The organism is Rhodococcus sp. NPDC080181 (assembly GCF_040702225.1).
GTDB lineage: Bacteria > Actinomycetota > Actinomycetes > Mycobacteriales > Mycobacteriaceae > Rhodococcoides > Rhodococcoides fascians.
In genome coordinates this window covers 92404-105738 of the sequence record NZ_JBFBKN010000016.1, presented here as the reverse complement: position 1 = coordinate 105738, position 13335 = coordinate 92404, and the positions used below count along the sequence as shown (strand labels likewise).

11 protein-coding genes are annotated in these 13335 nt (G+C 65.2%); all 11 read right to left on the bottom strand.

Annotated features, from left to right (window positions below):
* Positions 1-3 precede the first annotated feature (3 nt).
* The 11 genes from AB0O58_RS18725 to cobM all read right to left on the bottom strand — a co-directional run bounded on the left by AB0O58_RS18725 (position 4) and on the right by cobM (position 13278).
* The gene (locus AB0O58_RS18725) at positions 4-555 is read right to left on the bottom strand and encodes a DUF732 domain-containing protein (protein WP_032366756.1); all 552 of its coding nucleotides are present in this window, start codon (positions 553-555) and stop codon (positions 4-6) included.
* Positions 556-638: 83 nt separating this feature from the next.
* Entirely contained in the window at positions 639-2540 is a 1902-nt protein-coding gene (locus AB0O58_RS18720; RefSeq protein WP_366238588.1) for an alpha/beta hydrolase-fold protein, read from the bottom strand.
* A gap of 219 nt (positions 2541-2759) precedes the next feature.
* On the bottom strand, positions 2760-3773 hold the full coding sequence (locus AB0O58_RS18715) for an alpha/beta hydrolase family protein (RefSeq protein ID WP_027494811.1): 1014 nt from the start codon (positions 3771-3773) through the stop codon (positions 2760-2762).
* Positions 3774-4104: 331 nt separating this feature from the next.
* Positions 4105-5115: an alpha/beta hydrolase family protein gene (locus AB0O58_RS18710; RefSeq protein WP_174557192.1), complete on the bottom strand. Its 1011-nt coding sequence runs from the start codon at positions 5113-5115 to the stop codon at positions 4105-4107.
* A gap of 213 nt (positions 5116-5328) precedes the next feature.
* A complete protein-coding gene (gene zomB / locus AB0O58_RS18705; RefSeq protein WP_366238587.1) occupies positions 5329-7194 on the bottom strand; it encodes a flagellar motor control protein ZomB in 1866 nt (621 codons plus the stop codon).
* Positions 7172-8077, bottom strand: a complete 906-nt coding sequence (locus tag AB0O58_RS18700; protein ID WP_027494814.1) for a decaprenyl-phosphate phosphoribosyltransferase — start codon at positions 8075-8077, stop codon at positions 7172-7174. Before AB0O58_RS18700 ends, zomB begins: the two co-directional genes overlap by 23 nt.
* Positions 8074-8610, bottom strand: coding sequence for a phosphatase PAP2 family protein (locus AB0O58_RS18695; protein WP_174557191.1), 537 nt, complete (start codon positions 8608-8610; stop codon positions 8074-8076). Before AB0O58_RS18695 ends, AB0O58_RS18700 begins: the two co-directional genes overlap by 4 nt.
* Entirely contained in the window at positions 8588-10495 is a 1908-nt protein-coding gene (locus tag AB0O58_RS18690) for a glycosyltransferase (protein ID WP_366238586.1), read from the bottom strand. The genes AB0O58_RS18695 and AB0O58_RS18690 overlap by 23 nt, the downstream gene beginning before the upstream one ends.
* Entirely contained in the window at positions 10492-11721 is a 1230-nt protein-coding gene (gene glf, locus AB0O58_RS18685) for a UDP-galactopyranose mutase (RefSeq protein WP_027494817.1), read from the bottom strand. Before glf ends, AB0O58_RS18690 begins: the two co-directional genes overlap by 4 nt.
* A 67-nt stretch (positions 11722-11788) precedes the next feature.
* On the bottom strand, positions 11789-12538 hold the full coding sequence (gene cobF / locus AB0O58_RS18680) for a precorrin-6A synthase (deacetylating) (RefSeq protein ID WP_176457102.1): 750 nt from the start codon (positions 12536-12538) through the stop codon (positions 11789-11791).
* The gene (cobM, locus tag AB0O58_RS18675) at positions 12535-13278 is read right to left on the bottom strand and encodes a precorrin-4 C(11)-methyltransferase (protein ID WP_032401109.1); all 744 of its coding nucleotides are present in this window, start codon (positions 13276-13278) and stop codon (positions 12535-12537) included. The genes cobF and cobM overlap by 4 nt, the downstream gene beginning before the upstream one ends.
* Between the last annotated feature and the right edge of the window lie 57 nt (positions 13279-13335).

Sequence of the window (13335 nt, the reverse complement as noted above, 5' to 3'; positions counted from 1 at the left end):
GAACTACGGCGTGCAGTACGTCGCCTGCGCGGCGGCGATGTAGGTCTGGGCAGCCTGCTGGGCCTGCGTCTCGTTCATCTGCGTTCCGGCTGCACTCGCCTCGACGCCGACGTTCGCGGTGACGTAGGTCGTGATTTCGTCGGCTGCGACGCCCTGCGCCTGCGCGGCACAGATGTAGTTGGCCGTCGACACCGCGATGTCGCCGTTGCCCGCCGGGGTGACGCCCTTGCTCTTCAGCTCGTCGAGGAAACGCTGGCCACGGTTGTCGATCTGGCTCTCCGTCGGCCCCGGGAAGTCGTCCGGCACGGCCTGGGGTTGCTCCGGCGGTGCCGTCGCCGCCTCGCCCGGGCTGGTGGTCGGAGCGACAGTAGTGGTGGTGCTCTCGGCCGCCGACGTCGACGAACTCGCCTCGGTCGTCGTCGCAGCTGCCGTGGTGGTGCTGGTCGGCGCGCCGGTGGCCGTCGAGTCGTCACTTCCACACGCCGCCAGCATCGAGCTCGCCGCCACGGCGAGCACGCCGAGTGACAGAGTTCTGGCCAGAGAATTACGCGTCATCGATCGAAATCCTTCGGTCGTCGGGTCGCAGGCGAGAGTACAGCCACGCTCTGAGAGAACTCTGAAGCCGTGACTGCCTCCGGTCACGGAGCGATCGTGGCCTTGCCGTCCTTGACGGTGATGATGCCGAACTGGAAGTTCTGTTGCTTACCGCCACCGTCGATGTCGAACTGATCGCTGGTGGGGTAGCCGAGGCGGCCACCTTCGTAGCCCACCGATCCCCAGGCGTCGAAGATCGGGCCGTACGGCAAGGACCAGGCTCCGCTGACCGGGCTCCAGTAGATGTTGCCGGTCTCGAACTGATTGAACCGTCCGCCGTCCCGGATGGGGCCGATCTCGTTGGACTTGGGGAACCCGAGAGGTCCACTCTCCCAACCCAATTCACCGTACTTACCGAGAATCATGCCCTGCACAGAATGCACGCCCGCGTCGGGCGAGGTGTAGATCGCGCCGATCTCGAAGCCCTGCACCGAGCCGGGCTTGTTGGGTGTTGCCACCTCGTCGAGCACCGGGTATCCCAGAGGACCGCCCTCGTACCCCTGGGCTGCCCACTCGTCGAGCACGGCACCCTTGACCACATGGGCTCCGGTCTGCGGCGTGAAGTAGACCATGCCGTTCTGGAAGGCGTTGAAGCGGCCGCGGCCGTCGGGAGTGGCGATCTCGCCGGTCTTCGGGAAGCCGAGCGCACCCTCGGGGCCCTTGTTGCCCTGGTAGATGCCGCCGATAGCGCCGGCAACCACCTGCGCCCCGGTGTCGGGAGTGAAGAAGACCCGACCGAACGTGAAGTCCTGAGCTCGTCCGCCTGCCACGTTGTACTCCGCGGTGAGGCAGGGACCCAACCACGAGTTCGCGCCGCTCGCATTGCCGATCATGCCCGCGACACTGCAGGTGGGCTTGTCGACCTCGACGCCGAGTGCCGTGGCGAGCTGCGGCCACAGCTGGTGCAACTCGAACTGCCAGTACGGCCACGAGTGCGTGCCCGACGGGCGGTAGTTGACCTGCGCGGGGATTCCGAGCTGGTTGAGCTTGGTGGCGAAGGTCTGGGAAGTGAGTCGCGAGAGGATCTCGAGCCCCATGCCCGCGTAGTTGGTGCTGACGCCCGGAATCGGCGACGGCTGATCGTACGGGCCGGTCGAGCCGTTGCCACTCGAGATGTAGAGGCTGACGCCCTTGAGCTTGTCGGCCAGCAGGTACGGATCGTGCTGAGCCCACAGCGAGTTGGACGGTGCGCCCCACATGGCCTTGGAGTTGTAGCCGCCGGCGTCGGTCATCGCGTACTGGATGGCCTGCGGCATGCCGAGCGAGGTGGTGGTCAGGATGCCCGACAGCGAACCGGCGAACTTGAAGAAGCCGGGGTTGCGGGCCGCGAGGAACATTGCCGACGTGCCACCCATCGACAACCCGACGACGCCGCGGTTGTCGGTGCTGCGCCAGTCCTTGGCCAGGATGGGCGGCAGCTCCTTGGTCAGGAACGTCTCCCACTGGTAGTTCTTGCCGTTGTCCTGATCGACCCAGTCGGAGTAGAAGCTGGACTGTCCGCCGATCGGCAGCACGACGTTGACGTTCTTGTCGGCGAAGTAGGCCTCGGCGTCTGTCTCGGCCGTCCAGCCGTTCTCCTGGTCGGTCGCCCGGAGTCCGTCCAACATGTACACCTGCGGGAACGTGGCCTGCGGGTTGATGTTCCAGTCACGCGCGAGCAGCAGCTGCACCTGGATGGGCGTTCCCATCGACGGCGACTGGATCCACAGCGCGACGCGGCGATCGGAGAGCCAGTCCACCGAGGTGACGGTCGCACCACCGGTCTGGGTGTAGGCGGGGCCGGTCTGCGCCATCGGGGCGGCATGAGCAACCGGGGCTGCAGTGGCCAACGTCGTCGTCGCGAAGGGAATCATCAGCGCGGAGGCGACAGTCACTGCTGCTGCCGCTCGCCGAGCCCGTGTGCCGGCCGATGGGGTACGACCGAACCGAACAAGCCCAGTGCGCATGATGGTGACTCTCTTTCCTGTGACGACCGAAGGTCTCGTCTCGAGACATGCTTCGTATGTCTTTCTACACGTGCCCGAAGGCCACGAACAGCAGACTCGCTGTGACTGGTGGTGCGAATGTGAATTGGGGAGGCTCGGAGAGCCGGCGCTCGAACCGACAATGCCGCCCGACGCGAGAGCGTGGGGCGGCATTGTCGGAGAGCACGTTACGGAACCGAATCAGGCGTTCAGCGCGTCCAGGATCTGGGTGCGTGCCTTCCACAGCTCGGCACCCCAGTACGGCCAGGCGTGGATTCCGTTGGCCGGGAAGCTGTAGGTCGCCGGGATACCGAGGGTGCCCATGCGGATCTGGAATGCACGGGTGTTGGCGAGCGAGAGTGCCTCGAGCGCCATGCCGTTGGCGGTGTTGTAGAAATCGATCGGCGCGGCCGGGCGGTCGAACTGGCCGGGCAGGCCACTGGCTGCAGAGATGTACAGCGACAGACCCTGCAACCTGGGTGCGAAGACGAACGGGTCGTTGCGCAGCCACGCCGGGTTCCAGGGCGGTCCCCACATGGAGTCGACGTTGAAGCGGCCGGCATCGAGCATCGCGATACGAATCGCCTCACGCATGCCCGGGGCCGAGATGTTCAGGTAACCCGAGAGCGAGCCGGCGAACTTGAACTGGTCGCGGTGGTACGCGGCGAGCGTCAGGGCAGCCGAACCACCCATCGACAGTCCGAGAACACCGTTGTTGTTGCGCGAGACGCCGTAGTTCTCCAGGAACGCCGGGAGCTCCTGCGTCAGGAACGTCTCCCACTTGTAGGTCACTTCCTGGCCGTTGAAGTTCGACGAGGTGTACCAGTCGCTGTAGAAGCTGGACTGTCCGCCGACGGGCATGACCAGCGTCACGTCGTCGTTGGCGAACTGATCCTGCGCGTTGGTCTCGAAGGTCCAGGCGTTGCGATCGTCGCGGGCACGCAGGCCGTCGAGTAGGTAGAGAGCAGCGTTTCCGCCGCGTGCCGCCCACTGGACCTGGACCTTGATCGGACCCATCTCGGACGGGACGATCAGGTCCTCGCGGCCACCGGCCGGGGTCTGATGGACGACGGCAGTGGGGGCAGCGACTGCGACTGCGCCGCCGACGACACCGGCTGCGATCGGCAGAACGAGTGCGGCAGCACCCACGCCGAGCAGGCGCTGACGCCAGCGTGATGACGCCTTCGGGTTACTGCTGAGGCCGGCAAATCGCATGAATCGTGCTCTCTCTCATCTACGCGGTCTCCGCTGTCGTAGCGGCCCCCGGCAATCGAACAGGGCTGACTGACGGCCCATGAGGCCGGGGTGAAGCTGTGGTGTGTCGAAACGTCGAGGTTCTGCTGCATAACAGGCGAACCGCTCGATGGAGGTTATTCCATCGAGCGGTTCCAAGGCAAAACTGTGATCAGCGTCCCAGTTTCGCCTCTGCGAGTTTCTGAAACAGGAGACTATCCTGCGCGGTCCCCGCTGAACAGCCCTGAAAAGTCGTGAAATATCACTACAGGGCCGAAAGCGGGGACTGCGACAGCAAACGCTGCCGGGTGGATCAGTTACCGATGTTGGCGCTCAGGTCCGGTGCCATGACGCGGATCTGCTCGCCCCAGTAGCCCCACTGGTGGGTACCGACGGCCGGGAACGCATACGTGACGTTGTTGGCACCGATGCTCGCCATGCGGATCTGGAACGCACGGCTGTTCGCCAAGGCGATGGCTTCGAGGCCCATACCGTTCGCGGTGTTGTAGTAATCGATGAAGCTCTGCGGGCGATCGAGACCGCCGGGCAGACCGCTGCCTGCGAAGACCCACACGCGCGTGCCGTTGTCACGCAAGCGAGGCGCGAAGACGAACGGGTCGTTGCGCAGCCACGCCGGATCCCACGGCGGGCCCCACATCGCGTCGATGTTGTAGCGGCCGGAGTCCAGCAGGGCCAGGCGCATCGCCTCACGCATGCCGGGTGCGGAGATGTTCAGGTAGCCCGACAGCGAACCGGCATAGCTGAACTGGTCCGGGTGGTACGCAGCCAGCGTGAGGGCTGCGGAGCCGCCCATCGAGATGCCGATGACACCGTTGCGGTTCGGGTTGAAGCCGTAGTTCGCGCGCAGGTTCTCGCGGAGGTTCTGCGTCAGGAAGGTTTCCCACTTGTAGGTGGTCTTCTGACCGTTGAAGTTGGACGGTGCGTACCAGTCGGAGTAGAAGCTCGACTGTCCACCGACCGGCTCGACGACGTTGATGTTCCACGAGGCGAGAACTGCTCCGGCGTCGGTCTCGTGCTCCCAGCCCGAGATGTCGGTCGTGGCGCGCAGGCCGTCGAGCAGGTAGACGACGCGGTTGGTGTTACCGTCCGCTGCCCGCCACACCCGGCTCTTGATCGGGCCCATGCTCGAGTCCGTCCAGACGTCGATGGCGTTGCCGTCGAACGCTGCGTTGGCAGTTGCGCCACCGCCCGCCACGGCCAAGCCCAGTGGTAGCACCACTGCCATCAGCATGGATGTTGCGGCGCGGCGTCCCCAGGAGCCCGCTCGCTTGTCCCCGGACCGGCTCTTCCATCTACCCAGCATGCACTCGACCTCTCAGCAGCTTCGTCACATCGGTTACGCAATCAACGATTGATCTCGCAAGTTCATCATGTATGCGCCCGACCCAGGGTCTGGCGCATACATATCCTCCGCACTTATCGCACGAAGTACGTCGCCCGTTACAGGATCGAGACAGCTCATCTTCGCGTCGAGACCGAATCGGCGCAACCCGGTGATCTTCTCGTGTTCTGTCGGCTAATTATCGGCCTTCAATACAGGTGCCGGAAGATCACATCGCTGTATTTCGTATTTCGGCACCCGGTCGAATCGATAACCGGCATAGAACAACGAACGTTTCACATTCCGGACGAACAGATCCTTCGTCAACGGTGCTCGGTAGGACGTCAGCATTTCCTGGGTGTCCGGGCAGGTCAACGCCACCTGAGCTTCGGTCACCCAGTCCTCGTCCATGTACCAGGGCAGGTACGGATGGATGCCGACCAGTCCCAGATCTGCGACGACCCAGTCCGGGTAGAGGTTCTTGTCGTGACCGATGCGGCCGTTCTCGAGGCGTTCGGTGTGCGATGCCAACGGGTACGCCAGCCCCATCTGATCGATGACCCGCACGTCGAGGCCGACGTTCATGCTCGTCATCCCCAGGTTGAGGAAGTAGACGGTGTGACCGAATCCACCCTCGGGGATCGGGAGGGGCGGCGGGACGACATCCCAGTAGGTGAATTGCGCGGACGGCAGCAGCAATCCGCCGTCCGGGGTGTCGTCGATCGCCTGAACCATCGCCCGCATCCGCGGATAGTCGAGATAGTCCGACGCCAGGATCGGATGAGCGTGCCCGGTGTTGAGCGAATAGAACGCTCGTTCGTCGACGATTCCGCTTCGTCCGACGATCGAGCCCTGGGGCATTCCCGTCGTGTTCGCCGCAATCACAGCCCAGACGACGATCCCACCCCAGACGAATACATCTGCGACGAAAACAGCAGTCGCACGATTACCGGACCATCGTTGCGGGAGCGCGACGGGCAATATCGAAATGGGCAACAGCAGCGTGAACAGGGCGGGCAACAATGTTCGCCCGTGCATGAAATCGCCACCGACTCGAATTGCGTAGACCGCGAGCAACAATCCACTGACGAGCACGAATACGACGACAGCGGTCGGCGTGCGCAACGCGGCGAGCAGGCCGCCCACTGTTCTGGGCAGCGTCGGGCGCACTCGTGTCACCGACAGGGCGGCACCGAGCAGGAGCAGCACCAGCGGGAGCCACAGTAGGTACGGTCCCATCAGGTTGGTCAGATACGCCCACCCTTGCGACCACTTGGCACCGCCGGCGTCCTTGGACACTGCGGTGTTGGGATACGGAAGGCCGTAGTAGCCCATGCGCCAAATTTGGTACAGCACGGGAACCGCGCCCGCGAATGCGAACACGCGCAGCCTCGACAACCACGTCTGTGGGGCGAGGAAAATCATCGCCAGTGCCAGAACCGACACGATGGACAGCTCGGGGCGAACCAGCGGGCCCAGGCCGGCGAAGAAGGCCAGCAGCAGCAGCTCGACGCCACCGCCGCGGCGTTGCCCCCAGCGAACCATCAGCAGCCACAAAACCGCCAGCCAGAAGATGACCAGGCACGTCTCGAGTCCGGACGTGGCGAAGTCGCGGGCCGGCGGTACCGCGATGTACACGAGTACACCGGCGGGGAGGAAGAGAGTGCGTGACGCGGTGCGACCACGCAGGGCGAACGTGCCGATCATCGCGATGACGACGGCTGCTGTGGACAGCACGAGCGCGATCGTCAGCACCACGTACTCGAGCCGGCCGTCGCTGAGCCAGCCGCCCGCGTAGACGAGGTAGGTCCAGATGGTGCTGGTGTTGGTCTCGACCCGCTCGCCCGCGTTGAACACCGGGCCGTTGCCGGCCAACAGGTTGCGGACGGTGCGCAGGACGATCAGGCCGTCGTCGGCGATCCAGCGACGTTCCCAGGCACCCCACAGAAACAGGGCACCGGTGACGACGGTCCCGACCCAGAAGACCGCCCTGGTCGAGACCGCCGGTGCCGGGGTGTCTTCTCGCGTGTCTCGCTGGTCAGGCGAGGTAGACAGCGACACCAACCACTCCGATCCACGCTATGGCGAGTAGCTGGAGAACCCTGTCTCCCAACGCGATCTCTTCGGGTTCGCCTGCCTCGCCGCCGTCTACGTCCACTGCGTATCGCAGGATTGCGATAGTAAACGGAATCATCGAGATGGCGAACCAGTTGGAGTCCGTTTCGGCGTCCTGTTGAAAAGCCCACAGGCCGTAGCAGATGACGACGGCCGTCGCGGACAGCGTCCACACGAAGCGCAGATATGTCGTGGTGTAGTTCTCGAGCGACTTACGGATCTTCGCCCCGGTGCGTTCGGCCAGTTGCAGCTCGGCGTAGCGCTTGCCCGCCGCCATGAACAGCGAGCCGAACGCCATGATCAGCAGGAACCACTGCGAGAGCGGGATCGAGGCAGCGACGCCACCGGCGATCGCGCGGAGCAGGAAGCCAGAGGAGACGATGCAGATGTCGAGCACGGCCTGGTGCTTGAGGCCGAAGCAGTACGCCAGCTGGATGACGATGTAGACGCCGATGACCAGCGCGAGCTTCCAGTTCGCGAAGAACGACAGGCCGACCGCGAGTCCGAGCGACACCACGGCCATCGCGTAGGCGATCGTGACGGGCAGGACTCCTGCAGCGATCGGCCGGAACCGCTTGGTGGGGTGCGCGCGGTCGGCCTCGACGTCCATGGCGTCGTTGACCAGGTAGACACCGGAGGCGGCGAAGCAGAACACGATGAACGCGAGCGCGACGGACAGCAGCACGTCGCGATCGGTGACCGAGCCTGCCGCCAACGGCGCGGCCAGGACCAGCACGTTCTTGACCCACTGACGCGGGCGAAGCGCCTTGACGATGCCGTCCGCCAGATTCTTCGGCGGTGCGCCTACGGGTGCGGCATCCTCGCTCATTTGTCTCCTTCGAACTTCACGACGGCAGCAGCCGTCAACGCGCCGAGTGCAGATCCGGCCAGCACGTCGGTGGGGTAATGGACTCCGAGCACCAAGCGCGAGAGCAACATGGGTGGGACGAGGACCGCCGGTAACGGTAGCCCGGTCACGCGGCCGAGGAGAACCGCAGCCGCTGTGGTGGATGTCGCATGTGACGACGGGAAACTCAGCTTGCTCGGCGTCGAGACATTGATCCGGACGGCCGGATCGTGGGGACGTGGCCTGCGCACGATGCGCTTGATGACGATGGACGCGGCATGCGATCCGACGGCACCGACGGCCACCGACGCCCACTGGCGTCGCCGCGGCGCGTCCAGAGCAGCGCCGATACCTGCGATCGCCACCCAGCCGAGGGCATGTTCGCCGAAGTGCGACATCCCGCGCGCAACGGTGATCGCACCGGGGGCGCTACCGACCGTGGCCTGCACCTTCTCGAGGATGCGCACTTCGGTCGGCACCTCGGTCTGGCCTTTACGCCTGGTAACGAAAGACACGTTCCCACGTTTCCTTACTGGTCAGGTGCGGCACGGCATCACGGTAGCGGGCCTTGAGAGCAGGGAATTCGGCTGCCAACTGTTTGCGCAACGACAGCGCTTCCTTCAGCAACGCCGCGGCCTGCGCGCGGTCGCGCTTGCGGTAGACGACGCCCCGACCGTCCGCGGTGGTGACGGTGACGCCGTCGACCTGGGACAGCAGGAACCAGCGTGCGTCGAGAGTCGGCACGTTGAGCTGCGGACGCTCGTGGTGCTGCTCGTGCGCAGGCTTGACGTTGTGCAGCAAGCCCTTGGCCAGACGACGGACCTTGGAGATCGGGTTGGTCGGCAGGCCGACGGCTCCGACTTCCTCACCCGATGCGAGCGGCAACTCCGTGGAACTGCCGACAACGACGGCGTCCGGGAATTCCTTGCGCAGTGCATGCACCGTCGGCAGCGCCGTGGGCAGAATCTCGAGGATGTGCTCGGGACCGGCCAGGAAGTCACGGATCGCAAGGTTCTGGATGGCGACCGTCGAGTACTCGAGGCACAGCAGGTGTTTGACGGTGGCCTTGATGGTGTCGAGCACCAGGCCCTTGCCGTCGCCGGGCATGTGCAGCGACGCGACAACGAGACGGTTGCGCAGGTGGAAGTACGCCTGCCAGTCGATGGCGTCGTCCTTGTCGCTCCACGCCATGTGCCAGATCGCGGCACCCGGCAGCGTCACCGTCGGGTAGCCGGCTTCGCGTGCGCGCAAGCCGTATTCGGCGTCGTCCCACTTGATGAACAGGGGCAACGGCTGCCCGAGTTCCTCGGCGACGACGCGCGGGATCATGCACATCCACCAGCCGTTGTAATCGACGTCGATGCGGCGGTGCAGCAGCTTGCTGGTGCGCAGCGGGTCCTCGGAGAAGTCGTGGTCGTATTCGACGTTCTGCGCGCCGGTCCACATGAAGTTCCCGCGGTCGATCACTTCACCCATGACGTGCAGGTGACTACGCGCCTGCAGATTCAGCATCTGGCCGCCGACGAGCGTGGGCACCTTGGCGAAACGCGACATCGCCAACGCCCGCAGAATCGAGTCGGGCTCGATCTCGATGTCGTCGTCCATGAACAGAATGTGTTGGCAAGCAGTGTTGTTCAGCGCCTCGTACATGATCCGGCTGTAGCCGCCGGACCCACCGAGGTTCGCCTGATCGTGGATCGCGAGACGGCCACCGAGCGCAGCAGCGGCCTCGTCGAAGCCGGGTTCGTCCTTTGCCTTGCGGGTGCCCTGATCCGGCATGATCACGGCCTGGATCACGTCGAGCACCAACGGGTCCGAGCCAAGGGCGACAAGCGCTTTGACGGCGTCGGTGGGTCGATTGAACGTGGGGATGCCGACGGCGACGGTCGCCTCACCGGGAGCGTCGATCGGCGCGTACCAACCGGCGCTTTCGAGGACCACCTCGGAATCGGAGGTGATGTCGAACCAGATCCACCCGCCGTCCTCGAACGGGCCGAGGTCGATCAGAAACTCTTGCGCCGCATCGCCGTCCACAGCCTCGCGGCCCTCGACGTGGATGCGCGACGCATCGGCCTTGGACCGGTAGACGTCGATTCGGCAGTGACCGGACACCTCGACGCGCAGCACCACGGACTTCAGGACGCTGTAGCGCCGCCAGTAGCTCGCCGGGAATGCGTTGAAGTAGGTGCAGAACGACACCTCGGACTCGCCGCCGATGGTGAGCGAGGTACGCGAGAGCGAGTGCGCGCGTTTGGCATTGGTGGTCGCTTCTTCGAGGTACAGCGTGCGCACGTCGAGCGGCTCACCCGAACGGGGCAGCAGAACACGCTGCAACAGCGATATTCCGAGGACCGGCGCGACGTCTGCCACCCCGTCCTCGAGCAGATGCTTGGCGGTCATTTGTCCCCCGCCAGGGCGGTGCCGGTCTCGAAGTGCGGGGCCAGGGTGTTGTCGTACATGTTCAGTGCGCTCGCGATGGCCATGTGCATGTCGAGGTACTGGTACGTGCCGAGTCGACCACCGAACAGCACACCGTTGGAGGCCGTCTCGGCCTTCGCGCGGTTGCGGTACGCCTCGAGCTTCTGCCGGTCGTCGGGGGTGTTGATCGGGTAGTACGGCTCGTCGCCGCTCTCGGCGAAACGTGAGAACTCGCGCATGATGACCGTCTTGTCGGTCGGGTACTCACGCTCGGGATGGAAATGGCGGAACTCGTGGATCCGAATGAACGGCACGTCGCCGTCGTTGTAATTCATCACCGGCGTTCCCTGGAAATCGCCGACCGGGAGCACCTCGGTCTCGAAATCGATGGTGCGCCAGCCCAGTTCGCCCTCGGAGTAGTCGAAGTATCGATCCAGCGGCCCGGTGTAGACGATCGGGGCGTCAGGGCTCTCGGCGACCAACTCGTCGCGTACATCGAACCAGTCGGTGTTCAGGCGGACGTCGATCTTCTCGTCGCGTGTCATGTTCTCGAGCCACGCGGTGTAGCCGTCGACCGGCAGCCCCTCGTAGGTGTCGTTGAAGTAGCGGTTGTCGAAGGTGTAGCGCACCGGCAACCGGGTGATGTTGCCCGCGGGCAGTTCCTTCGGATCGGTCTGCCACTGCTTGGCCGTGTAGTCCCGGATGAACGCCTCGTAGAGCGGACGTCCGATCAGCGAGATCGCCTTCTCCTCGAAGTTCTGCGCGTCCTTGGAGTCGAACTCACTGGACTGATCCTCGATCAGGGCCCGCGCCTCGGCCGGGGAGAAGAACTTTCCGAAGAACTGCGAGATCAGCCCCAGGCCCATCGGGAACTGGTACGACTGACCGTTGTGCAGCGCGAAGACGCGGTGCTGGTAGCCCGTGAAGTCGGTGAACTGGTTGACGTAGTCCCACACGCGCTTGTTGGACGTGTGGAACAGGTGCGCACCGTACTTGTGGATCTCGATACCCGTCTCGGGCTCGGCTTCCGAGTACGCGTTGCCGCCCAGGTGGTGCCGGCGGTCGAGAACGAGAACACGCTTGCCCAGCTGGGACGCCGCCCGTTCTGCCACGGTCAGACCGAAGAACCCGGATCCGACGACGATGAGGTCGTAGCGGCCGGTCGCGGTGGCGTCGGAAGAGGTGGTCTCGGGGCTTACAGCAGTCACGGGCAACCAGGGTATCCGACGATCGTGACGGCTCCACCCCGCCAGGCACCGCCCGGCCGGTCCGGTGTCAACCTGGCAGGCGTCGGAGCAGGTAGGTATCCATCACCCAGCCGTGCGCCTCTTTGACCTCGGCGCGGGCGCGGCGAATGTCGTCGAGCACGTCGTCGAGCGGCCCGGCCACCAGCTTCTCGTCGGTCGTACCCAGGTTGGCTCCCCAGTGGATGCCCCACCCTGCGCCGGTCAACGCACTGCAGGCAAGGTTGCCGTCGAGCATGACGACGAGGTTGTCCAGCCCTGCTGCGACGTCGCCGGCCAGGTTCCTGCCGGTGGTGATGACGATCGGGCCCCCGATGCGATTGAGCACGAGTCGATGACTCGCCGCCAGCATGGACACGCTGGAGATGCCGGGTGTGACATCGAACTCGATGTCGCCGCGCAGTGCAGCCAACCGCTCGACGACGCGGATGGTGCTGTCGTAGAGCGCCGGGTCGCCCCAGACGAGAAACCCGACGACGGTGCCGTCGGCGAGACCGTCGAGCACGTCGGCGTACGCCCGGGCGCGGGCGTCGTGCCAATCGAGGACGGCGGTCTCGTACTGCCGAGGTGACCGGTCGCGTGGGGGGTCGGGCACCTCGATGACCCGGTAGCTGCCACCGTGGTGGCGCTCGAGGATCTCCTGCCTGGCTGCTGCCAGATCCCCGACGGACGCGCCCTTGTCGGCCACGATGAACACGTCCACGGCCCGCAGCTTCTCGACGGCCTGGACGGTCACCTGGTCCGGATGTCCACCGCCGATGCCGATCAGATGGATTTTCACGAGCGGTCCCGGCAGGCGTCGTACAGGTGGGATTCGGCGACGACGCGACGAGCGAGAGCAGGACCGACGAGGATCACTGCGGCCTGACGCAGGCCGGCGGCCTCGACCTGGTCGGCGATGTCGGCCAGAGTGCCGCGCAGAACCATCTCGTCGGGCTTGCTGGCATGGAAGACGACCGCGGCGGGGCAGTCCGAGCCGTAGAACTGCGCCAACTCGTCGGCGATGATGCGGGTGCGAGTGATGGCCAGATGCAAAGCCAACGTCGCGCGAGTGGCCGCGAAATTGGCCAGCGCCTCGGTGTCCGGCATCGCCGTCGAGCGGGCCTGCGCGCGAGTGAGGACCACCGATTGCGTCACCTCGGGAACGGTCAGCTCGACGCCCAACGTGGCCGCAGCGGCCGCGTAGGCGGGCACTCCCGGGGTGACGTCCCACGGCACACCCGCGGCGTCGAGTCGAGCCGACTGTTCTGCGATCGCGGAGTAGAGGGAAGGGTCACCCGAGCACAGGCGTGCGACGTCGTCCCCGCGCTGGTCGGCCGCGACGAGTTCGGCGGTGATGGCATCGAGATCGAGCTTCGCGGTGTCGACCAGGCGAGTACCGGCCGAGCAATGTTCGAGGATCGCGTCGTCGATGTAGGTACCGGCGTAGACACACACCGGACTGGATCGCAGGAACCCGACGGCCCGCAGCGTGAGCAGGTCTGCCGCTCCGGGTCCGGCTCCGATGAAGTGCACAGTCACAGGTGGAAAGCGTAGGGGGCGGGAGTGGAGCCTGCGGAATGACCCATGAAGGCGGGA